This window comes from Duganella zoogloeoides, assembly GCF_034479515.1.
Classification (GTDB): Bacteria; Pseudomonadota; Gammaproteobacteria; order Burkholderiales; family Burkholderiaceae_D; genus Rugamonas; species Rugamonas zoogloeoides.
In genome coordinates, this window is the sequence record NZ_CP140152.1 from 2,665,666 (window position 1) to 2,688,083 (window position 22,418).

Genomic DNA, 22,418 nt, shown 5'->3' on the forward strand with positions numbered 1-22,418 from the left:
AAGCCCCCGAGTCTACCGGGGTAAGGGCGACCGTTTTCACTTACGGGTCGCCCTTTGCTTTTGTGCAAACATGCCGCGAGGATGGCGAAATTGGTAGACGCACCAGGTTTAGGTCCTGACGCCAGCAATGGTGTGGGGGTTCGAGTCCCCCTCCTCGCACCAACTGTATTATATTTTTTTGGACGATTTTTACATGGCAACTGCAGTCGAAACCTTGGGCAAACTCGAACGTCGTATCACGATCTCCTTCCCGCTGACCGAAGTCCGCGCTGAAGTAGAGAAGCGCCTGAAAGTGCAAGCCAAAACGGCTAAAGCACCAGGCTTCCGTCCGGGCAAAGTACCTATGAAAATGGTCGCAGCACAATTCGGTTATCAGATCGAAACCGAAGTGCTGAATGATAAAGTTGGCCGTGCTTTCAACGACGCCGCGAACGAAGCCCAACTGCGTGTTGCCGGCTACCCGAACATCCAGCCGAAGGAAGAGTCGCCAGCCGGCGTGCTGTCCTTCGACGCGACTTTCGAAGTTTACCCTGAAGTGCAGGTCGGCGACCTGACCACCGTGGAAATCGAAACCGTCAAAGCTGACGTCACCGACGTCGAAATCGACAAGACCATCGACATCCTGCGCAAGCAGCGCGTGCACTTCCACACCAAGGGCGAAGCTGGCGAACACGGCGACGGCGGCGAGCCAGTTGCCGCCAACGGCGATCGCGCTACCGTTGACTTCGTCGGTTCGATCGACGGCGTTGAATTCCCAGGCGGCAAAGCTGAAGACTACCCGTTCGTGCTGGGCGAAGGCCGCATGCTGCCGGAATTCGAAGCTGCCACCATCGGCCTGAAAGTTGGCGAAGCCAAGACCTTCCCACTGGCTTTCCCGGAAGACTACCATGGTAAAGACGTGGCCGGTAAAACCGCCTCGTTCACCATTACCCTGAAAAAACTGGAATGGGCGCACCTGCCGGAAGTTGACGGCGAGTTCGCCAAGTCGCTGGGCGTGGCTGACGGCGACATCGCCAAAATGCGCGAAGACATCAAAGTCAACCTGGAACGCGAAGTCGCTGGCCGTGTGAAAGCACGCAACAAGGAAGCCGTCATGGATGCGCTGGTGAAAACCGCCACCCTCGACGTGCCACAGTCGCTGATCGCCCAGGACACCGAGCGCCTGGCCGAAATCACCCGCCAGGACATGGCGCAGCGCGGCATGAACGTCAAGGACGTGCCATTCCCACCTGAACTGTTCGCGGACAAAGCCGAGCGTCGCGTACGCCTGGGCCTGATCCTGTCGCAACTGGTCGGCGAAAACAACCTGCAAGCCCAGCCTGAGCAAGTCAAAGCGCAAATCGAAGACTTCGCCCAAAGCTACGAAGACCCACGCGAAGTGCTGAAGTACTACTACAGCGATCGTCGTCGTCTGGCTGAAGTCGAAGCCCTTGTTTTGGAAGAAAACGTCGTCAACTACGTGCTGGGCCTGTCGAAAACTTCGGCCAAAGGTATTGCCTTTGACGAACTGATGGGAAGCAACGCACAAGCGTAATCCAGCTAGGCTAGAATAGAGTGCAATCGGCGGCGCAAGCATCGTCGTTCCGCGCAAGCGGGGCGATATCGCTGACGCCGCCGTTCCTCCCTCTGGGCCCTAGCTGCTTCACAAGGAAAAAGAATGACTGGTTATATTGGTAACGCCGACCGTAATCCTGCACTGGACACCCAAGCCCTTGGTTTGATTCCGATGGTGGTCGAACAAAGCGGCCGTGGTGAGCGCTCGTACGACATCTACTCGCGCCTGCTCAAGGAACGCGTGATCTTCCTCGTTGGCCCTGTCAACGACCAGATGGCCAACCTGATCGTGGCCCAGCTGCTGTTCCTGGAAAGCGAAAATCCTGACAAGGACATCTCGCTATACATCAATTCCCCTGGCGGTTCGGTATCGGCCGGCCTGGCGATCTTCGACACCATGCAGTTCATCAAGCCTGAAGTATCCACCCTGTGCACCGGCATCGCTGCGTCCATGGGCGCCTTCCTGCTGGCTGCCGGCGCCAAGGGCAAGCGCTTCTCGCTGCCTAACTCGCGCGTCATGATTCACCAGCCTTCCGGTGGTTCGCAAGGTATGGCGTCGGACATCGAAATCCAGGCCAAGGAAATCCTGTATCTGCGCCATCGCCTGAACTCGATCATGGCTGACCGCACCGGTCAATCGATCGAACAGGTCGCCAAAGATACCGATCGCGACCGTTTCATGTCGGCCGAAGAAGCGGTAGAGTACGGCATTATCGATCAGGTACTGACCAATCGTGCCTGATCTGCGGGCTTCGCGATCTCCGCAATATCGCTGACGAATTGCCATGAAACGCCCGGGCGATCAAACGTTCGGGCGTTTCGTTTTTATTTCGGGTAGCATGTGGCTTAGCGGACATTTCTGCATTCATGCTTGCCTCCTGTAACTAGAGAAAATTGCCCCATGTCAGACAAAAAAACCTCCAGCGGCGAAAAATTACTGTACTGCTCGTTTTGCGGCAAGAGCCAGCACGAGGTAAAGAAATTGATCGCCGGGCCGTCGGTGTTCATCTGCGACGAGTGCATCGATCTGTGTAACGACATTATCCGCGACGAAACTTCGGCCGTGGAATCGGTGACCGGCGCCAAGTCGGACCTGCCCACCCCGAACGAGATCAAGGATCTGCTCGACCAGTACGTGATCGGCCAGCAAACGGCCAAGCGCATCCTGTCTGTGGCGGTGTATAACCACTACAAGCGCCTCAAGCACCTCGGGAAAAAAGACGATATCGAACTGGCCAAGAGCAACATCTTGCTGGTCGGTCCTACCGGCTCGGGTAAAACCCTGCTGGCGCAAACCCTGGCGCGCATGCTCAACGTGCCATTCGTGATCGCCGACGCCACCACCCTGACCGAAGCCGGTTACGTGGGTGAAGACGTGGAAAACATCATCCAGAAGCTGCTGCAAAGCTGCAACTACGATGTGGAAAAAGCCCAGCGCGGCATCGTCTACATCGATGAGATCGACAAGATTTCGCGCAAGTCCGACAATCCGTCGATCACCCGCGACGTGTCGGGCGAAGGCGTGCAGCAGGCGCTGTTGAAACTGATCGAGGGCACCATGGCCTCGGTGCCGCCACAGGGCGGTCGCAAGCATCCTAACCAGGACTTCGTGCAGATCGACACCACCAACATCATGTTCATTTGCGGCGGTGCGTTCGACGGCCTGGCCAAGGTCATTTCCAACCGTTCGGAAAAATCGGGCATCGGTTTCTCGGCCAGCGTGAAGAGCAAGAAAGAGCGCAGCAACAGCGAAGTGATGCTCGATGCGGAACCGGAAGATCTGATCAAGTTCGGCCTGATTCCCGAACTGGTCGGCCGTCTGCCGGTGGTGGCTACCCTGGCCGAGCTGACCGAAGAAGCGCTGATCCAGATCCTGGTCGAGCCAAAGAACGCGCTGGTCAAGCAATACGCCAAGCTGCTCGACATGGAAGGCGCCGAGCTGGAAATTCGTCCAGCCGCCTTGCACGCGATCGCCAAGAAAGCGCTGGCGCGCAAGACCGGCGCCCGTGGCCTGCGTTCGATCCTGGAACACGCGCTGCTCGATACCATGTACGAGCTGCCGAATGAAACCAATGTCGTAAAAGTGGTTATTGATGAAAATACCATTACCAGCGGCGCCAAACCTTTATTGATTTACCAGGAACAGGCTAAAGCCTCTGGTGAGAATTAATTAAGAGGTGCACACTTATCTCGGATCGATGTAAAAATCTTTTCGCATCCTCCGGGCCAGGCGGTACAATTTAAATCAAGACAGAGCAGGCTTCCATCGAAAAGCCACGCGTGACAGCAGCTGTTGCGCGTGGCTTTTTTTATTGGATTATCAGCGAGACCGTCACGTGACTACGCTCCGGGCAATATTCTTTCATCCGTAGTATTATTTCTTGTAGTTCGGTCTTGTGATTGGGCAGACCATCGCCACATCATCTTCACGCTTTCACATAAGGTACGCCATGACAACTTCCAAATTAACAGAGCAAACTCAACTGCCGTTATTGCCGTTGCGGGATGTCGTCGTTTTTCCGCATATGGTGATACCGCTGTTCGTAGGACGCCCGAAATCGATCAAGGCGCTGGAAGCCGCAATGGAGCAGGGCAAGAGCATCATGCTTGCTGCGCAAAAAGCGGCTGCCAAGGATGAACCTTCTGCTTCCGATATCTACGAAATCGGCTGCGTGGCCAATATTCTGCAAATGCTCAAGCTGCCGGACGGCACCGTCAAGGTGCTGGTCGAGGGCGCCCAGCGCGCACGCATCAACAAGATCACCGACACGCCGACGCACTTCGTGGCCGACCTGACGCCGCTCGACTCCGAGCTGGGCGACGATTCGGAAATCGAAGCGATGCGCCGCGCCATCGTTCAACAGTTCGACCAGTACGTCAAACTGAACAAAAAGATTCCACCTGAAATCCTCGCTTCGCTGTCGGGCATTGACGACGCCGGCCGCCTGGCCGATACCGTGGCTGCGCACCTGCCGCTCAAGCTCGAGCAGAAACAGGTCATCCTTGAAATCTTCAGCGTGGCCAAGCGCCTCGAGCACCTGCTGGGCCAGCTCGAAGGCGAGCTCGACATCCTGCAAGTGGAAAAACGCATCCGTGGCCGCGTCAAGCGCCAGATGGAAAAATCGCAGCGCGAGTACTACCTGAACGAGCAAGTCAAAGCCATCCAGAAAGAACTGGGCGAGGGCGAAGACGGCGCCGACCTGGACGAACTCGAGAAGAAAGTCGCGCTGGCCAAGATGCCGAAGGAAGCGCTGGACAAGGCCACTGCCGAGCTGAAAAAACTCAAGCTGATGTCGCCGATGTCGGCCGAAGCCACCGTCGTGCGCAACTACATCGACACGCTGGTGAGCCTGCCATGGAAGAAGAAATCCAAGGTCAACAACGACCTGTCGAACGCCGAGAAAGTACTGGAAGGCGAACACTATGGCCTGGACAAGGTCAAGGAACGCATCCTGGAATACCTCGCGGTGCAACAACGCGTGGACAAACTGAAAGCACCGATCCTGTGCTTCGTCGGCCCTCCGGGCGTGGGTAAAACCTCGCTGGGCCAGTCCATCGCCCGCGCCACGAACCGCAAGTTCGTGCGCATGGCCCTGGGCGGTGTGCGCGACGAGGCCGAGATCCGCGGTCACCGTCGTACCTACATCGGCTCGATGCCGGGCAAGGTGCTGCAATCGCTGTCGAAAGTCGGCGTGCGCAACCCGTTGTTCCTGCTCGACGAGATCGACAAGATGGGCGCCGATTTCCGTGGCGATCCGTCGTCGGCCCTGCTCGAGGTGCTGGACCCGGAACAGAACCACACGTTCTCGGACCACTACATCGAGGTGGACTTTGACCTGTCGGACGTGATGTTCGTGGCCACGTCGAACTCGTACAACATTCCGCCGGCGCTGCTCGACCGCATGGAAGTGATCCGCCTGTCCGGTTACACCGAAGACGAGAAGACCAATATCGCGCTGCGTTACTTGCTCCCTAAACAGATCAAGAACAACGGCCTGAAGGAAGAGGAAATCTCGGTATCGGAAGCCACGCTGCGCGACATCATCCGCTACTACACCCGCGAAGCCGGTGTGCGGTCGCTGGAACGCGAAATCTCGAAGATCTGCCGCAAGGTCGTCAAGATGCTGCTGCTGAAAAAGTCCGACAAAAAAGTGCTGGTCACCCCGAAAAACCTGGACAAGTTCCTGGGCGTGCGCCGCTACGATTTTGGCGTGGCCGAGAAAGAAAACCAGATCGGTCAAGTCGTTGGCCTGGCCTGGACCGAAGTGGGCGGCGATCTGCTGACCATCGAGGCCGTGTCGATGCCGGGTAAAGGTGGTGTTATCCGCACCGGTACCCTGGGCGACGTGATGAAAGAGTCGATCGAAGCGGCCCGCACCGTGGTGCGCAGCCGTGCCAACCGCCTCGGCATCAAGAACGAAGTGTTCGAGAAGAGCGACATCCACATCCACGTGCCGGAAGGTGCAACGCCAAAAGACGGTCCTTCGGCCGGCGCGGCGATGACGGTGGCGATGGTGTCGGTATTCACGGGCATTCCGGTGCGCGCCGACGTGGCCATGACGGGCGAGATCACGCTGCGCGGCGAAGTATTGCCGATCGGTGGCTTGAAAGAAAAACTGCTGGCGGCCCAGCGCGGTGGCATCAAGACCGTGCTGATCCCCGAGCAGAACGTCAAGGATCTGGCCGACATTCCGGACAACGTCAAGAACAAGCTCGAGATCGTGCCGGTGCGCTGGATCGACAAGGTGCTGGAAGTGGCCCTGGAACGCCAGCCTGAACCGCTGACGGAAACCGCGCCGGTGGAGGCAGTGGCTGCTGCCGCTGCCAAACCGGACGGCCAAACGGAAGTGGTAAAGCACTAACACTTATTCGTTTTTAGTATCTTGTTTTACCAAAACAGGCGCTTTTATGGCGCCTGTTTTTTATTTTTACCTACTTTTCTACAGTGCCAACCTTGACAGGGAAGTACGCTGGCTTGTTTAATACGGCCTGAGATTTTTCTCGGCCGCGATTTATCAAATGCATCAACGATAAATCGACGGGCTAAATGTTATAACTTATGTGACGGGGAACTGCTTTGAATAAGACTGAATTGATCGACCATATCGCTACTTCCGCTGATATCTCGAAAGCTGCTGCTGCGCGCGCGCTGGATGCCGTAATCGACGGCGTGACCACCACCCTGCAAAAGAACGACAGCGTGACCCTGGTCGGCTTCGGTACCTTCTCCGTGAGCGAACGCGCCGCCCGTACCGGCCGCAATCCGCGCACCAAGGAAGAGATCACCATTGAAGCGGCAAAAGTTCCTAAATTTAAAGCTGGCAAAGCTTTGAAAGATGCTGTAAACTAACGGACTTCGGTGAGCAGCCAAGGTAACAAAGCTGCTTGCGATGGCAAAAACTGGGGCGGTTAGCTCAGTTGGTAGAGCGGAGCCCTTACAAGGCTTAGGTCGGGAGTTCGAGCCTCTCACCGCCCACCAGGGTTTGCAAAATGTAGTGCCTTGTAGTACAATGTTGCACCTAGTAAGTTGCTGGAGCGGTAGTTCAGTTGGTTAGAATACCGGCCTGTCACGCCGGGGGTCGCGGGTTCGAGTCCCGTCCGCTCCGCCAGCACCTTGTTAGATTGTGCAGCAAAAGCAGTAAGTGGAAGTACCAAAGGAGCGGTAGTTCAGTTGGTTAGAATACCGGCCTGTCACGCCGGGGGTCGCGGGTTCGAGTCCCGTCCGCTCCGCCAAGAACAAGATACCCCGCAGCTAGTAATAGCTGCGGGGTTTTTCTTTTGTCCGTTATATTTCGCCAAGATAATCTTAAATCTGATTAATTTCAGCTTAAACACGAGCTCGCCGTCCATAGCAAGCTGCCATGATTACCCTTGCTATAGAGGTGTGTGCGCTGTAAAATCCGGTGGAATTGGCGGACGCGAGTTCGCCATTTTTGTATGTGCAAGTCCCTATCAATCCGAATTGGCTGACCATGTTTGAATTTATTCGTAATCATCAACGTTTGATGCAGATTCTCCTGGCGATCATCATCGTCCCGTCGTTTGCCTTAGTCGGTCTCGAAAGCTACAAAGGTTTTGGCGACGATGCGACCACCATCGCCAAAGTCGGCGGTCAACCGCTGACCCAGCAAGAATTTGACAACGCCTTGCGCAACCAGCTCGACAGCTACCGTCAGCGCATGGGCGAGCAGTTCGACCAGAAAATGTTCGACACGCCCGAGTTCAAGCAAAACATCCTCGACCAGTTGATCGCCGAACGCGCGATCGGCGTCGAAGTGACCCGTTCCAACCTGACCATCAGCGATGCTCAACTGCAGCGCGCGATCATGGACCTGTTTGGCGGCGCAGCCAACTTTGACATGGAGCGCTATAAAGCCATCCTGGCCTCGCAAGGCTTGACACCAGCCATGAACGACGCCCGCATGCGCCGCGACATGGCCCTGCAACAGCTGGGCGGCGCCGTGCAAAGCACCGGTTTCGCGCCGCGCGCGGTCGCGACCACGCTGTCGAACATCGGTTCGCAAGAGCGTGAAGTGCAGGAACTGGCGCTGCCGATCACCGAGTTCGTGCCGCAAGTCAAAGTGACCGATGCCATGGTCAAGGCGTTCTACGACAAGAACAGCAAGTTCTTCGAAATCCCGGAACAAGCGAAGATCGAATACGTTGTGCTCAACAATGACGCCGTGCTGAGCCAGGTAAAAGTGACCGATGCCGACATCGCCAAGTACTACGATGCCAACCAGGCTGCGTTCACCACCCCGGAAAGCCGCCGTGCCGCGCACATCCTGGTCGCACTGAAAAAAGGCGCGAGCGCTGCCGACGTGGCAACCGCCAAGGCCAAGGCCGAAGCGATTGCTGCCGAAGTGCGCAAAACGCCAGGCGACTTCGCCAAGATCGCCAAGGCCAAGTCGGAAGACCCTTCGTCCGAGCAGGGCGGCGACCTCGACTACGTGACCAAGGGCAGCCTGCCGGCGCCACTGGAAGCTGCTGTGATGAAGCTCAAGCAGGGCGAGATCAGCGATCCGGTGCAGTCGGACTACGGTTTCCACGTGCTGACCGTGACCGAATTGAAGCCTGCCGTGGTCAAGCCGCTGGAATCGGTGAAAACCGACGTGGCCGATGCACTGAAAACCTCGCAAGCGTCGAAAAAATACTCGGAAATGGCTGAAGTGTTCACCAACACCGTGTACGAGCAATCGGACAGCCTGAAGCCGGCTGCCGACAAGCTGGGCCTGAAAATCGAGACTGCCAGCAATATCTCGCGCACGCCGTCGCCGCAAGCTGGTCCTGCGCCGTACAACAACGCCAAGTTCCTGACCGCGCTGTTCTCGAACGACTCGATCACCAAGAAGAGCAATACCGAAGCGATCGAAGTGGCGCCAAGCACCCTGGTTGCCGGCCGTATTGTCGAGTTCAAGCCGGCCTCCAAGCGTCCGCTGGCCGAAGTCGACGCGGCGATCCGCCAGCGCGTGACGATGGAAGAAGCCGCCAAGCTGGCCAGCAAAGCCGGCGCCGAGAAACTGGCTGCCGCCAGGAAGGCTGGCGACGCCACCGGTTTCGGTCCTGCCAAGCTGGTGTCGCGCAGCAAGCCGGAAGGCTTGAACGGCGTGGCCCTGCAAGAAGTGATGAAGGCCGATACCAGCAAGCTGCCAGCCTACGTGGGCGTGGAACTGCCAGGCATGGGTTACAGCGTGTACCGTATCGGCAAGGTGCAGCAGCCTGTCGAGCAGGACGCCGAGCGTCGCAAGCAAGAAGCCGAGCAGATCGGTACCATCATTGCCCAGCAAGAGATGTACGAGTACATCGAGCTGCTCAAGCAGCGCGCCAAGGTCAAGATCCTCAAGCCTATCGTCACCACCACCGTGACGGAAGTTAAAGAGTAATCAGCAACATGTAAAAAGGGCCGCGTTCATCACGCGGCCCTTTTTTATTGCGCCTGCAAAAACCTCAGTGCACGTTCTCGATCAGCCAGCGCGCCCCGGACAGGAAATCGGCGGCGCCGATATCGCCAAGCGCCAGCGGCACAGCATCGCCATACCGCACGAAATTGCGGTCGATCGAGCGCAAATAGGCGGGATCGTAATGCTCGGCCAGTAATTCATCGACCAGCTGCGGCATGGCGCCGCTGTCGGCCATCGATTGCCAGCGTCGGATCTTTTCCTTGCCATGCAAGGCCGTCAAATGTTCGAGTTGTGCATTCAAGGTCGCCGGACTGACCAGGAAATGCGCATAGTCTTCCATCAGCAGCCGCACGCGGTCGGCGCGGCTCAATGTGAGCGCGATGCAGTCGGCGCCGCGCATGGTGTCCATCAATGCGGCCGGCACGCGCAGGTTGCCGACTTTTTTGCTTTCCGATTCCACGAACACCGGCAGTGCCGGGTCGCAGCGGCGCAGGCAGTCCCAGATGCGGGTTTCGAACGCTTTCTGGCTCGGCTGCGTCTGGCTGGGCAAGTGGCCCAGCACCGAGCCGCGGTGCGCGGCCAGTTGCTCCAGGTCCAGCACTTGCGCACCTTGCGCGGCCAGCACTTCCAGTAAACGGCTCTTGCCGCTGCCGGTGGTGCCGCAAATCACCTTGAAGCGCAGTTGCGGCGCCAGTTCCAGGGCGGCATTGACCTCGGCGCGAAACGCCTTGTAGCCGCCGTCGAGCTGGACCACGGGCCAGCCGACCTTGGAGAGGATGTGGGCCATCGAGCCGCTGCGGTTGCCGCCACGCCAGCAATACACCAGCGGGCGCCATTCGCGCGGTTGCTCGAGCCACAGTTGCTCGATGTGGCTGGCGATATTTTTCGCCACCAGCACCGCGCCGAGCTTCTTGGCTTCGAATGCGCCGATCTGCTTGTACATGGTGCCCACCCGAACACGCTGCTCGTCGTCGAGCACCGGCGCGTTGATGGCGCCGGGCAGGTGGTCCTGCGCGAACTCGCCCGGGCTGCGGGCGTCGATGATGGCGTCGAAGCTGGCCAGTTGAGGCAGGACGTCGTTGATGCCGAGTACTTCCGGATATTTCATTTTGCCTTGATCGATTTTTCCAGCACGGGCCAGATATTGTTGAGAATGGTAGGGTGCGCTTCAGCCAGCGGGTGCAGGCGGTCGGGCTGGAACATCTCGGTTTTCTCGGCCACGCCGTCGAGCATGAACGGCACCAGCGGCGCTTTCAGCTCGCGGCTCAGGGTGCCGTACATGGCGTAGAATTTGTCGGAATAGTCGCGGCCATAGTTGGGCGGAATGCGCATGCCGACCAGCATCACCTTGGCGCCGGACTTGCCGGCAGTATCTGCCATGGCCTTGAGATTGGCCTGGGCGGCAGCTACCGGCAGGCCGCGCAGGCCGTCGTTGGCGCCCAGTTCGATCACCACCAGCGCCGGCTTGTGCCTGGTCAGCAGGGCCGGCAGGCGGCTACGGCCGCCGCTGGTGGTCTCGCCGCTGACGCTGGCATTGACGATCTCGGCGTCGAGTTTCTGGTCTTTCACTTTCTTTTCGGCCAGCGCCACCCAGCCCGTGCCCCGCGCCAGGCCGTACTCCGCAGAGAGGCTGTCGCCGAGCACGAGGACGGTTTTTGGTGCAGAATGGGCGCTCGCCGCTACCGCCACCATGAGCCAGGCCGCCGCGACGTGTACACTCAGTTTCTTTGCTAACTTCATTTCCATATTGCGCATGCCTGATTTCCCTAAAGCGTCTTCCAATTTCGTGCCGGATGGTCCCGGATTCCATGCAGCCGATGTTACCGCCGCCAGTGCTGCGGCCAACCATGCCTCGGCCGCCATCGTCGTCAGCGGCCTCGCCAAGCGCGTGGCCGACGCCAGCGGCGAACTGACGATCCTGCATGAGGTCGATTTTACCGTGCAACGGGCGGAGACGCTTGCCATCGTGGGCGCGTCCGGTTCCGGCAAGTCCACCTTGCTCGGCTTGCTGGCCGGGCTGGACACGCCCAGCGCCGGCAAGGTGATCCTGGACGGCGTCGATATCTATGCTCTCGATGAAGACGGCCGCGCTGCGCTGCGCAAGGAAAAGCTGGGCTTTGTGTTCCAGTCTTTCCAGTTGCTGGCGCACCTGACCGCCCTGGAAAACGTCATGCTGCCGCTGGAACTGACCGGCGTGGCAGGCGCGCGCGACAAGGCCGAAGCGATGCTGGGCCGGGTGGGCCTGTCGTCGCGCCTCAAGCATTATCCCAAATATCTGTCGGGCGGCGAGCAGCAGCGCGTGGCGCTGGCGCGCGCGTTCGTCAGCGAACCGCCGTTGCTGTTTGCCGACGAACCGACCGGCAGCCTCGATGCGGCCACCGGCGAGGCGGTGATCCAGTTGATGTTCGAATTGAACCGCCAGCATGGCTCCACCCTGGTGCTGGTCACGCACGACCAATCGATGGCTGCGCGCTGCGGCCGCACGATCACGATTGCCGCGGGGCGGCTGGTGTGATCAGGAGAGCAAGCATGTCGATCGCATCTTTTAAAACATCCGCGCGCCGATTCGGCGCCGGTTCCTTGCTGGCCTTTGCCGTGGCCGCCGCTTATGCCCAGGGTCCGGCCCAGCGGCCGGCGCCGACGCCGGCACCGGCTCCAACCATGTCCGCCGAGCAGTGGCGCCAGGCCGCGGTCGCCGATGTCGAAGCTGCCTACCTGATCACGCTCGACGACCACCCGGGCACGGTCGATCCGGCCAACCCCGATTTTGCCCGTAATCTCGAAAAGGCACGCGAAGGCGGCCAGGCGCTGGCCTCCAGGGTGCGTGACGGCGCCGGCTATGCGGCCGCGCTGCAGCACTTCAACGCCTTGCTTGGTGATGGCCGTGCCGGCGTGGTGCTGAAGGACATGCCGCCGGCGGCGCCGCGCTGGCCCGGCTTCATCACCGCCTGGCGCGGCGACAATATGTTCGTGGCCGCCACCACGCCCGGCGGCCCGGCCGTGGGCGCGCGCATCGCCGACTGCGACGGCAAGCCAATCGCGCAACTGGTGGAAACCAATGTGTTCGGCTTCGGCCAGCGCAGCGGCGGTACCGGCCCGTGGTGGACGTTTGCGCCCGACGTCTTCATCGACCAGGGCAACCCCTTCATTACTTTGCCCGTCCAGTGCATCTTCATTGACGAAGGCCGCGAATCGCGCCTTACGCTCAGCTGGCGCGCGATGGACGAAGCGGCCCAGCGCCTGCGCGACGACAGTTTCAACGGTGTCACCCAGCCGATCGGCGTCAGCACGCCACGCTACGGCCTGCACTGGTTTGCGCTGCCCACGTTCCAGCCCAACGATACCGAGCGCACCGCTTACGGCGCCATGCTGGCCGAAGTGCAGGCCAACCGCCAGCGCTATCTCGACGCCAGCGCCGTGGTGATCGACCTGCGCGGCAACCAGGGCGGCGATGCCGTCTGGGGCCTGAACCTGGCGCGTGCGCTGTGGGGCGAGGCCCGCGTCAACCGTCGCCTCAAGGTGGCGCAGGCGCGCCAGGCGGTGCTGTGGCGCGCGTCGTTCGCCAACATCGCCCACACGTCGTTCGAAGCGGCAGACCTGTCCGAACAGCAGCGCCGCCAGCTGGATTACGATCCGGCCGTGGTCGCTCAAGGCATGCTGGCCGCCCAGTCCCGCGATGAAAAATTCTATCCCGATCCGGCCCGCCGCGACCCGGTCAGCGACAGCGACCGCGCCGAGAACCTGCCTGGCGATCCGGCCCCGTTCACCAAGCCTGTGTACGTGGTGGTGCCGGGCCAATGCACGGGCGCCTGCCTGGAAGCGCTCGACGTATTCTCGCTGTTCCCGAACACGAAATTGATCGGCGCGCCCAGCGCGGCCGATTCGTCGTACACCGACATCCGCCTCGAACCTTTGAAGTCGGGCCTGGCGTCGGTGGTGGTGCCGTCCAAGGTGGTGGTCAACCGCCCGCGTAGCGCCGCCACGTTTTACACGCCGGCCATCGTGGTCAACGACGTGGAATGGTCGCAGCGCGCCTTCCTGAAGGCCATCGAAGCGGACCTGGTGCGGCGTTGAACGACGCGCGCCACCGCTGGCGCGCGGGCTTGGGTGTGTTCGTGATTTTTTTGCGCCTGGGGCTGACGTCGTTTGGCGGCCCCATCGCCCATCTCGGCTATTTTCACGACGAGTTCGTGACGCGACGGCGCTGGCTCACGGCAGCGGACTACGCCGACCTGGTGGCGCTGTGCCAGTTCCTGCCCGGCCCCGCCAGCAGCCAGGTGGGCATGGCGCTGGGGCTCTTGCGCGCCGGGTACGCCGGGGCGTTGGCGGCCTGGGCCGGTTTCACCTTGCCGTCGGCCATCCTCCTGATCCTGTTTGCGCTGGGCATGGCCCGGCACGGCCAGCTGTTGTCGGCCGGTGTCGTGCACGGCCTGAAAGTCGTGGCGGTGACCGTGGTGGCGCAGGCGGTATGGGGCATGGCGCGTAAGCTGTGCACCGATCTGCCGCGCGTGCTGCTGATGGCCGGTGCCGCCGGTTGCGTGGTGCTGGCCCCGTCGGCGTGGGCACAGGTGGGCGTGATCGCTGCTGCCGGCATCATCGGGCTGCTGCTGTTCCGGTCCGGTGCCGGCGATCCGCCGGTGAGCTTGCCGATCATGATCGGCCGCCGCGCCGGCGCCCTGTGGCTTGCGCTGTTCTGCTCGCTGCTGATCGGCCTGCCGCTGGCGGTGCAATGGCTGCCGGGCCAACCGTTGGCCATGGCGGACGCATTCTATCGCAGCGGTGCGCTGGTGTTCGGTGGCGGCCACGTGGTGCTGCCGCTGTTGCAGGCCGAGGTGGTGCCCAGCGGCTGGGTGGGCAAGCAGACGTTCCTGGCCGGCTATGGCGCAGCGCAAACCGTGCCGGGGCCGCTATTCACGTTTGCGGCCTTTCTTGGCGCGTCGATGACGGTCGCGCCGTCGGGCTGGCTCGGCGGCGCGATCTGCCTGCTGGCGATTTTCCTGCCGTCGTTCCTGCTGCTGGCCGGCGCCTTGCCGTTCTGGCGTGACCTGAGAGGCAATCGTCGCGCCCAGGCGGCGCTGGCCGGCATGAATGCGGCCGTGGTGGGCTTGCTGCTGGCGGCCTTGTACGACCCGGTATGGACCGGCGCCATGCTTGGGTGGCGTGACCTGGCGCTGGCACTGGTTGCGCTGGCCGCGCTGATGTGGTGGAAGCTGCCGCCGTGGCTGGTGGTATTGGGTTGCGTTGCAGCAGGCTGGTTCTTGTTCAGCTAGCGAGCCGGTTCAGGGCAGTGCGGATCGCCGGCACCAGTTCGCCGGCCGTCATGCCGATCGGGCCGATGCCGCTGACCACCAGCGCATCGGCTGCCGCACCATGCAGCCACACTGCCGCCAGCGCAGCCGGCCACGGCGGGCAACCTTGCGCCAGCAGTGCGGCACAAACGCCGGACAACACGTCGCCGGTACCGGCCGTGGCCAGCGCCGGGTTGCCGGTGGGGTTGATCACGCAGTGGCCGTCCGGTGCGGCGATCACGGTGCCCGACCCCTTTAATACCACCACCGCCTGCAGGCGCGCGGCCAGCGTGCGTGCTGCGGCCACGCGGTCGGCCTGCACGGTGGCCACGGTGGCGCCCAGCAACCGCGCCGCTTCCAGTGGATGGGGCGTCAGCACGGCGTTCTTGTTGCGGTGGGCAAGGGCGTGCTGCAAGTGCGGGTCGCGGGCCAGCAGGTTGAGGGCGTCGGCATCGATCAGCAATGCGCTGTTGCTGGCGATGGCGCGCGCCAGCAGGTCTGCGGCCGCGGCCGAGTCGCCGAGGCCGGGGCCGATGGCCAGCGTGGCGCGCTCGAAGTCGTAGCCGTCGGCCAGGCGGCACATCAGTTCGGGCTGGCCGCTATCGGCTGGCAACGGATCTTCGGGAAACAGCACGTAGACGCGGCCGGCGCCGGCGTGTAGCGCCGCGCGTGCCGACAAGAGCGGCGCCCCGCGCAGGCCGGGTCCGCCCCCAATGACGGCAACATTGCCGTAAGTGCCCTTGTGGCCGCTGTGGCGCCGCGCATGCAGGTAGCCGGAGAACAGCTCCGGCTGGTTCAGATGCAGTGGCGTCGGCGGGAACAGCGCCGGGTCGATGTCCAGGTCCGCCACCTCGACGCTACCCGCATGGTCGCGGCCCTCGTTGGTGTGCAGGCCGGGCTTGTCGCCGATAAACGTGATGGTGTGGCTGGCGCGCAGCGCGATGCCGTCGGTCCCGACGATGGCGCCGGTGTCGGCATCGAGGCCGCTCGGCACGTCGAGCGCGAGGACCGGGCAAGGCAACCGGTTGACTGCTTCCACCAGTTGGCGCAGGCCGCCGGCGACGGGCCGCGCCAGGCCGATGCCGAACAGGCCATCGAGCACCAGTTGCCAGTCCGCCGCCTGCAAGGCTGCCGCCATAAATTCGTCGACGGTTGCCATTTGCCGGTCGGCCTCGGGCGGTGCCGCGTTGGGCAAACCGCCGACGATGAGGGCGCCGTTGCCGCCCGGCGCGCGACAGCTGCTGGCATGCGCAGCCGGCGGCAATGCCTCGACCAGGCGCGCGCCCGCTGCTGTCGCGCGCTGCCAGGCAGCGGCCCGTTCAGGCGACTGCGTGGCTGTGGGCGCGACGTGCCCCACGGTCACCGCAATGCCGGCCGCAGCCAGGTGGGCCGCAGCTTCCAGCGCGTCGCCGCCGTTATTGCCGGGCCCGGCCAGCACCAGTACCTGCTGCAATGCCAGTCCCGGTGCCGATCCCGGTGCCGATACATGCGCCGAACCTTGCGCCGGTGTCCGCGCCGGAACCTGCACCGATGCCTGCGCCGGACCCTGCGACGGTGTATGCGCCGTTTCCGGCACCGGTGCCCGGGCAGGGAGCCGCTCCGCTGTGCTGGCGGCAGCAGGCGGACAGGATAGCAGGCGCTGCGCGGCGCACGCTGCAGCGTGCCCGGCGCGGCGCATCAACTCGCCCTCGGGCAGCATGGCGGCGGCAGCGTGTTCGATGGCGCGGATGTCGGCAGTGCGGTAAAGTGGCTTCATGCTGTCATATTAACATCGGCAATGATGCAAGCCGTGTTGGGTAACGGACGGCACACGCACTACAATAGCAGCTACACCGATAGTTAAGAGGCATGCATGGATTGGCAATTCTGGATCGACCGTGGCGGCACTTTCACCGATATCGTGGCGCTGGCGCCCGATGGCCAACTGCGCACGCTGAAGCTGCTTTCCGAAAATCCCGAACACTATGCCGACGCCGCCATTGCCGGTATTCGGCAACTGATGGGGGTGGCATCGCACGAGGCGATCCCGGTTGAACGCATTGCCGCCGTCAAGATGGGCACCACGGTTGCCACCAACGCGCTGCTCGAGCGCAAGGGCGAGCCGACCGTGCTGGCGATTACGCGCGGTTTCGGCGACGCGCTGCGCATCGCCTACCAGAACCGGCCACGCCTGTTCGACCGCCACATCGTGCTGCCCGAACTGCTGTACACGGACGTGATCGAAATCGACGAGCGCATGGGCGCCCACGGCGAGACGGTCGTGCCGCTCGACCTGGCCACCGCGCGCGTGGCGCTGCAGGCGGCCTACGACAGGGGCTTGCGTTCGCTGGCCATCGTCTTCATGCACGGCTACCGCTACCACGCCCACGAAAACCGCGTGGCCGAGGCCGCGCGTGTCATCGGCTACACCCAGGTGTCGGTTTCGCACCAGGCCAGTCCCTTGATGAAACTGGTCGCGCGCGGCGACACCACCGTGGTCGATGCTTATTTGTCGCCGATCCTGCGCCGCTACGTGGACCTGGTGGCCCGCGAACTGCCGGGCGTGAATTTGCAGTTCATGCAGTCGTCCGGCGGGCTGACCGATGCCAGGGCGTTCCAGGGCAAGGACAGCATCCTCAGTGGTCCTGCCGGCGGCATCGTCGGCATGGTGCGCGCCAGCCAGCTGGCCGGTTTCGACAAGGTGATCGGCTTCGACATGGGCGGCACGTCCACCGACGTCTCGCATTTCTCGGGCGAGTTCGAACGCGTGTTCGAAACCCAGGTGGCCGGGGTGCGCATGCGCGCGCCGATGATGAGCATCCACACCGTGGCCGCCGGCGGCGGCTCGGTGCTGCACTTCGACGGCAGCCGCTACCGCGTCGGTCCCGACAGCGCCGGCGCCAACCCGGGACCGGCCAGCTACCGGCGCGGCGGCCCGCTGGCAGTCACCGACTGCAACGTCATGCTGGGCAAGATACAGCCCGAGCACTTTCCGCACCTGTTCGGCGCGGACGGCCGCCAGCCGCTCGACGCCCAGGCCGTGCGGGTGCGCTTCGTGGAACTGGCCGCGCGCATTGCCGCCGCTACCGGCAACCCCACCACGCCCGAACAGGTCGCCGAAGGATTCCTCGACATCGCGGTCGGCAATATGGCCAACGCCATCAAGCAGATCTCGGTGCAGCGCGGTCACGACGTGACCGATTACGCGCTCACCAGCTTCGGCGGCGCCGGGGGCCAGCACGCGTGCCTGGTGGCCGATGCATTGGGGATGAAAACCGTGTTCGTGCACAAGCTGGCCGGGGTGATGTCGGCCTACGGCATGGGCCTGGCCGACCAGTCCAGCATGCGCGAAGCGGCGGTGGAAGCGCGCCTCGACGAAGACACGCTGCCCGACCTCGAAGCGCGGCTGCACGCGCTGGGCCGGCAAGCCGGCGCCGACCTGCTGCACCAGGGCGTGGAGCACGAGCGCATCACCCTGATCGAGCGGGTGCACCTGCGCTACGAGGGCACCGACACCGCGCTGATCGTGCTGTTCGACCAGGCCGGTGGCGTCGCCGCCATGCGCGCGCAGTTCGAAGCCGCGTACCGCAAGCGCTATTCGTTCCTGATGCAGGGCAGGGCGCTGATCGTGGAGGCGGTGTCGGTGGAGGCGGTGGGCGCATCCGATGCGCCAGCCGAAGCCGGTCCTGTCGAGGCAATGACTGCTGCGGCGACCGCGCCGGCGCCCCGCGCCACCGTGCCGATGTACGCCGGCGGCCAGTGGCTGCAAACCGGCTTGTACCAGCGCTCGGATATTCACGCGGGCGCCTTGATCGACGGCCCGGCCATCATCGCCGAGGCCAATGCCACCACCATCGTGGAAGCGGGCTGGCGCGCCGAGGCCACGCCGCGCGGCCACCTGGTGTTGCGCCGCGTGGCCGCGCTGCCGGCGCGCCGGGCGATCGGCACCAGCGCCGACCCGGTCATGCTCGAGATCTTCAACAACCTGTTCATGTCGATTGCCGAGCAGATGGGTCTGCGGCTGCAAAACACCGCGTATTCGGTCAACATCAAGGAGCGGCTGGACTTCAGCTGCGCGATTTTCGACGCCGACGGCAACCTGATCGCCAACGCTCCGCACATGCCGGTGCACCTCGGTTCCATGGGCGAAAGCATCAAGACCGTGATGCGCGAAAATGCCGGCCGCATGCAGGCCGGCGACGTCTTCATGCTCAACGACCCGTACCACGGCGGCACCCACCTGCCCGACGTCACGGTGATCTCGCCCGTGTTCGACGAGGCCGGCGCCGAGATCCTGTTTTACGTGGGCTCGCGCGGCCACCACGCCGACATCGGCGGCACCACGCCCGGCTCGATGCCGCCCGATTCGCGCGTGATCGAGGAAGAGGGCGTGTTGATCAGCAATTTCAAACTGGTCGATGGGGCCAGTGCGGGCGCCGCAGGCGGCCGCCTGCGCGAAGCGGAAACCCGGGCATTGCTGGCCGGCGCCCGCCACCCGGCGCGCAACCCCGACCAGAACCTGGCCGACCTGCGTGCGCAAGTGGCTGCCAACCAGAAGGGCGTGGAAGAATTGCACAAGATGGTCGCCCATTTCGGCCTCGACGTCGTGCGCGCCTACATGGGCCACGTGCAGGACAACGCCGAAGAAGCGGTGCGGCGCGTGATCAGCGCATTACGCGATGGCAGCTACCGGCTCCAGCTCGACAACGGCGCGCAAATCGAAGTGAGCGTGACGGTCGATCACGATACCCGCAGCGCCGAGATCGACTTCACCGGCACGTCGCCCCAGCTTGACAACAACTTCAACGCGCCGTCGGCCGTGTGCATGGCAGCGGTGCTGTACGTGTTCCGCACCCTGGTCGATGATGAGATTCCGCTCAATGCCGGCTGCCTGAAGCCACTGCGCGTAATCATCCCGCCCGGTTCCATGCTCAATCCGCACTACCCGGCGTCCGTGGTGTCGGGCAATGTGGAAACGTCCACCTGCATCACCAACGCCCTGTACGGCGCGCTGGGTGTAATGGCGGCGGCGCAGGGTACGATGAACAATTTTACGTTCGGTAACGCCAAGTACCAGTACTACGAAACCATCAGCGGCGGCTCCGGCGCCGGTCCCGGCTTCGATGGCGTGAGCGTGGTGCAGACCAATATGACCAATTCACGGCTCACCGATCCCGAGATCCTCGAATTCCGCTTCCCGGTGCGGCTTGAGAGTTACCGCATCCGCGCCGGCAGTGGCGGCGCCGGTGAATGGCGCGGTGGCGACGGTGGCGTGCGCACGGTGCGCTTCCTGGAACCGATGACGGCAGCGATCCTGTCCAACAACCGTATTTATCCGCCGTTCGGCATGGCCGGCGGCCACCCCGGTGCGCTGGGCCGCAATACCGTGCTGCGCGCCGACGGCACCACGGAGCAGCTGGGCCACATCGGCAAGACCGATATGCAGGCCGGCGACGCTTTCGTGATCGAAACCCCGGGCGGCGGCGGTTATGGCACGGTGCTGCCATGATCATCGGTCAGGCGACGACTGGCCGTCCGGTGCAACTGACCAGCCCGATGGCGGCGCGGGTGTATGCCCACGACTGGGCAGGCACCGGACTGGGCGACATTGCCTCCTGGCCAGCCTCGCTGCGCGTCAGCGTGAACCTGATACTGGCCTCGGATTTCCCGTCGTGCCTGTTCTGGGGCCCGGACATGCTGATGATCTATAACGACGCCTACCTGCCGCTGATGGGCCAGAAGCCGGACGCGCTGGGCCGGCCGTTGGCGGTGGTGTGGAGCGAGATCTGGGACGACATCGTGCCCATTCTCGACCGCGCCTGGCAGGGCAGTTCCACGTTCATCGAGGATTTTCCGCTGATGGTCGATCGCGACGGCCAGATGAGGGAAGCGTTTTTCACATTCTGTTACAGCCCGGTGCTGGACGAACAGGGGATTACCGTCGGCATACTCGACACGGTGGTGGAAACCACGTCGAAGGTACTTGCCATGCGCGAAACGGCGCGGTTTTCCGCAGCACTCAAGGACGAGTTGCAGGTGTTGACCCAGGATCGCGACCGCATCTGGCAGCTCTCCAGCGACTCCATGGCGCTGCTCGACAGTGACAACACCATGGCAGCCATCAATCCCGCCTTCAGCCGCACGCTTGGCTGGAAAGAGGACGAGGTGGTCGGCACCGCAGTTGCGGCACTGGTTCACCCGCTTGAACGCGATGTCGTGGTGCAGCGCCTGGATGCGATACGCCATGGCCACGGTTCGCCCCGGCTGGAGGTTCGCATGCGCCACCGGAACGGCGAGTACGTCTACATGGACTGGACCAATGCGCTCAACGGCAATTTTCTGCTGGGGATCGGTCGCGACAGCACCGCCGAACGCGCAGCGGCCGAGGCCCTCAAGCGCACCGAAGCCGCGCTGCACCAGGCGCAGAAAATGGAAGCGCTGGGCAAGCTTACCGGCGGCGTGGCGCATGACTTCAACAACCTGCTGCAAGTAATCTCCGGCAATCTGCATTTGCTGTCGCACGTAGTGGCGGGCGACAGCCGCGGTCAGCGCTACGTCGAGAGCGCGCTGGGCGGGGTGCGGCGCGGGGCCAGGCTGGCCAGCTACCTGCTGGCATTCGGCCGGCGCCAGGCGCTGGCGCCGCGCGTGGTCAAGGTAGGCACGCTGATCGCGGCCATGGACGACATGCTGGCCCGCTCGCTCGGTGAAACCATCGAGGTGGTCACCGTGATCAGCCCCGGCACCTGGAGTACGCTGGTCGATACCACGCAGGTGGAAAACGCTGTGCTCAACCTCTGCATCAACGGCCGCGATGCCATGAACGGCCACGGCAGGCTGACCATCGAAGTGGGCAACGCCACGCTCGATGACCAGTACGCCCGGCGCCATGCCGACGTTCTGCCTGGCCAGTACGTGGTGATCGCGGTCACCGACACCGGCTGCGGCATGCCGGCCGAGGTGCTGAGGCAGGCGTTCGACCCGTTCTTTTCCACCAAGCCCGAAGGGCAGGGCACGGGCCTGGGACTATCGATGGTATTCGGCTTCGTCAAGCAGTCGGGCGGTCACGTCAATATCTACAGCGAAGTGGGCAGCGGCACCACGGTCAAGCTCTACCTGCCGCGCTCCCAGCAAGCAGAGGACAACTGCGCGGCGCGGCCGGACGCCGGCGCCGTGGTGGGCGGTAGCGAAACCGTGCTGGTCGTGGAAGACGACGAGGGCGTGCGCGACACCGCCGTCGAATTGCTCAGGCAACTTGGATATACAGTGCTGAAGGCGGCCGACGCCACCGCTGCCTTGAGCATTCTCGACAGCGGCATCGGCATCGACCTGTTGTTTACGGACGTGGTGATGCCAGGTCCGCTGCGCAGTACCGACCTGGTCAGGCTGGCGCGGCAAAAAACGCCTGGGCTGGCCGTGCTCTATACCTCCGGCTACGCGGAGAACGCGATTGTCCACGGCGGCCGGCTGGAGGCGGGTGTGCAGTTACTGGGCAAACCGTATTCGCGCGAGGCGCTGGCGCGCAAGGTGCGACAGGTGCTGAACTCGCCGTCCGAGCAAGAATAAATTCTCTGAAGTATTATTTTCTGCATATTTAAATTGTTTTTAGGATACTTTAGTTTTTTTTGATCCAGTTCTGGTAAGATCGCGCCTTGTCATCGAGCCGGCCCAAAAATCGCCGTCAGTTGCCCACTTACAC

General features: G+C 62.7%; 14 protein-coding genes and 4 tRNA genes. 15 read left to right on the plus strand and 3 right to left on the minus strand.

Annotated elements, in window-relative coordinates; translation table 11 throughout:
- Positions 1-75 precede the first annotated feature (75 nt).
- The 10 genes from SR858_RS11860 (at position 76) to SR858_RS11905 (ending at position 9,437) form a co-directional block, all read left to right on the plus strand.
- Positions 76-162: transfer RNA gene (locus tag SR858_RS11860), tRNA-Leu, on the plus strand.
- A gap of 31 nt (positions 163-193) precedes the next feature.
- Positions 194-1,534: a trigger factor gene (gene tig, locus SR858_RS11865; protein ID WP_026637126.1), complete on the plus strand. Its 1,341-nt coding sequence runs from the start codon at positions 194-196 to the stop codon at positions 1,532-1,534.
- Between the two features lie 123 nt (positions 1,535-1,657).
- Positions 1,658-2,296, plus strand: coding sequence for an ATP-dependent Clp endopeptidase proteolytic subunit ClpP (clpP, locus tag SR858_RS11870; protein WP_019921005.1), 639 nt, complete (start codon positions 1,658-1,660; stop codon positions 2,294-2,296).
- A 159-nt stretch (positions 2,297-2,455) separates the two neighbouring features.
- Positions 2,456-3,724, plus strand: coding sequence for an ATP-dependent Clp protease ATP-binding subunit ClpX (clpX, locus tag SR858_RS11875; protein WP_019921006.1), 1,269 nt, complete (start codon positions 2,456-2,458; stop codon positions 3,722-3,724).
- A gap of 280 nt (positions 3,725-4,004) precedes the next feature.
- Complete coding sequence (lon, locus tag SR858_RS11880) at positions 4,005-6,416, plus strand: endopeptidase La (RefSeq protein ID WP_026637127.1); 2,412 nt, start codon at positions 4,005-4,007, stop codon at positions 6,414-6,416.
- A 215-nt stretch (positions 6,417-6,631) separates the two neighbouring features.
- Entirely contained in the window at positions 6,632-6,904 is a 273-nt protein-coding gene (locus SR858_RS11885; protein ID WP_019921008.1) for an HU family DNA-binding protein, read from the plus strand.
- 53 nt (positions 6,905-6,957) lie between these two features.
- A tRNA-Val gene (locus SR858_RS11890) sits at positions 6,958-7,033 on the plus strand.
- 53 nt (positions 7,034-7,086) lie between these two features.
- Positions 7,087-7,163 (plus strand) — tRNA-Asp (locus tag SR858_RS11895).
- Between the two features lie 47 nt (positions 7,164-7,210).
- Positions 7,211-7,287, plus strand: a tRNA-Asp gene (locus SR858_RS11900).
- Positions 7,288-7,526: 239 nt separating this feature from the next.
- Positions 7,527-9,437 (plus strand): SurA N-terminal domain-containing protein, encoded by a 1,911-nt coding sequence (locus tag SR858_RS11905; protein ID WP_084669915.1) that lies wholly within the window; start codon positions 7,527-7,529, stop codon positions 9,435-9,437.
- Positions 9,438-9,501: 64 nt separating this feature from the next.
- Here the strand turns inward: SR858_RS11905 and mnmH are convergent, their stop codons facing one another.
- Entirely contained in the window at positions 9,502-10,563 is a 1,062-nt protein-coding gene (gene mnmH / locus SR858_RS11910; RefSeq protein WP_019921010.1) for a tRNA 2-selenouridine(34) synthase MnmH, read from the minus strand.
- The gene (locus SR858_RS11915; RefSeq protein WP_154819841.1) at positions 10,560-11,195 is read right to left on the minus strand and encodes an arylesterase; all 636 of its coding nucleotides are present in this window, start codon (positions 11,193-11,195) and stop codon (positions 10,560-10,562) included. Before SR858_RS11915 ends, mnmH begins: the two co-directional genes overlap by 4 nt.
- A gap of 46 nt (positions 11,196-11,241) precedes the next feature.
- Here SR858_RS11915 and SR858_RS11920 point away from each other — a divergent pair, with 46 nt between their 5' ends.
- Genes SR858_RS11920 through chrA form a run of 3 tightly spaced genes read left to right on the plus strand, consistent with a single transcriptional unit; the run spans position 11,242 to position 14,725 of the window.
- Positions 11,242-11,970: an ABC transporter ATP-binding protein gene (locus SR858_RS11920; RefSeq protein ID WP_019921012.1), complete on the plus strand. Its 729-nt coding sequence runs from the start codon at positions 11,242-11,244 to the stop codon at positions 11,968-11,970.
- A 14-nt stretch (positions 11,971-11,984) separates the two neighbouring features.
- On the plus strand, positions 11,985-13,529 hold the full coding sequence (locus tag SR858_RS11925) for a hypothetical protein (RefSeq protein ID WP_019921013.1): 1,545 nt from the start codon (positions 11,985-11,987) through the stop codon (positions 13,527-13,529).
- A complete protein-coding gene (gene chrA / locus SR858_RS11930) occupies positions 13,526-14,725 on the plus strand; it encodes a chromate efflux transporter (protein ID WP_019921014.1) in 1,200 nt (399 codons plus the stop codon). The genes SR858_RS11925 and chrA overlap by 4 nt, the downstream gene beginning before the upstream one ends.
- Here chrA and SR858_RS11935 read toward each other — a convergent pair.
- Positions 14,718-16,499, minus strand: a complete 1,782-nt coding sequence (locus SR858_RS11935) for an NAD(P)H-hydrate dehydratase (protein ID WP_019921015.1) — start codon at positions 16,497-16,499, stop codon at positions 14,718-14,720. The two genes, chrA and SR858_RS11935, sit on opposite strands and share 8 nt — an antisense overlap.
- Positions 16,500-16,595: 96 nt before the next feature.
- Here SR858_RS11935 and SR858_RS11940 point away from each other — a divergent pair, with 96 nt between their 5' ends.
- Positions 16,596-20,231 (plus strand): hydantoinase B/oxoprolinase family protein, encoded by a 3,636-nt coding sequence (locus tag SR858_RS11940; protein ID WP_019921016.1) that lies wholly within the window; start codon positions 16,596-16,598, stop codon positions 20,229-20,231.
- A complete protein-coding gene (locus SR858_RS11945; protein WP_019921017.1) occupies positions 20,228-22,285 on the plus strand; it encodes a hybrid sensor histidine kinase/response regulator in 2,058 nt (685 codons plus the stop codon). Before SR858_RS11940 ends, SR858_RS11945 begins: the two co-directional genes overlap by 4 nt.
- Positions 22,286-22,418 lie beyond the last annotated feature (133 nt).